The sequence below is a fragment of the Oleiphilus sp. HI0043 genome, assembly GCF_001634935.1.
Window position 1 is genome coordinate 1 of record NZ_LWEY01001582.1, and the last position, 1,159, is coordinate 1,159.

The following is a 1,159-nucleotide window of genomic DNA, read 5'->3' on the forward strand; positions in this document are numbered from 1 at the left end:
AGTATTGTTGAGGAAAAAAAGGCAGGCAAAAAAGTGACCAAGAAGGTAACTAAGGTTCGTAATAAAGGCTCAGCATCCAAGGCATAAGCGCTTTTCGTTAGAATTAAGTCTTAATTTAGAAGTAAAAAAGCCGCATTCAAATGAGATGCGGCTTTTTGCTTTTTGCTTTTTGCGGATCGAATTGTTTCTAGAACAGAACTCGACAACGAATCGTTCCGTTGACTGTTTTTAGCTTGTCTTTCGCTAGACCGCTGCACTCTTTATTAACATCAATTACAACATAACCCACGCCTTCGTTGGTTTGAAGGTATTGACCTAGAATGTTGATGTTGTTTTCAGATAGCACTTGGTTGATCTCGGACATAACACCCGGAATGTTCTCATGAATATGAAGAATTCTGTGGTTATCTGGGTGAGATGGTAGCGCAACCTCAGGGAAGTTAACCGAAGTGATAGAAGTACCAGTATCACTATAGGTAGCTAGCTTCTCACCAACTTCGAAACCAATGTTGGCTTGCGCTTCCATTGTGCTACCACCAACGTGAGGCGTTAGGATAACGTTATCAAACTCGCGAAGAGGAGAAATAAATTCTTCGTTGTTTGACTTAGGCTCTACAGGGAATACATCCACTGCGGCGCCCAATACTCGGCCAGACTTAAGTGCTTCACATAATGCGTCAATTACAACAACTGTTCCACGAGCTGCGTTAATGAAGATGCTGCCATCTTTCATTTGAGCAAACTGTTCTGGTCCCATCATGTCTTGTGTTGCACCGGTTTCAGGTACGTGCAGGCTGACAATATCAGACATGCCAAGCAAGTCTTCCATAGAATCAAGTTGCGTTGCATTACCCAAAGGAAGTTTGGTTACTACATCGTAGAAGTAGACCTTCATGCCCAATGATTCAGCAAGAACGCTCAACTGGCTGCCGATGCTGCCGTAGCCAACAATCCCGAGCTTTTTACCGCGAATTTCGTAGCTATTGGTAGCTGATTTTAGCCAGCCACCGCGGTGAGCAAGAGCATTCTTCTCAGGTACGCCACGAAGTAGTAGAATTGCTTCGGCAAGTACTAGTTCGGCAACACTTCGAGTATTTGAGTAAGGAGCGTTAAAAACAGCGATACCGTGTTTGGTAGCTGCTTTAAGGTCGACCTGATT

Annotated in this window: 1 protein-coding gene; it reads right to left on the bottom strand. The window is 43.9% G+C overall.

All coding sequences use genetic code 11. The annotated features are described in order from the left end of the window. Positions 1 to 187: 187 nt before the first annotated feature. The coding region (gene serA / locus A3729_RS23510; RefSeq protein WP_068634352.1) for a phosphoglycerate dehydrogenase at positions 188 to 1,159 on the bottom strand (972 nt) is incomplete at its 5' end.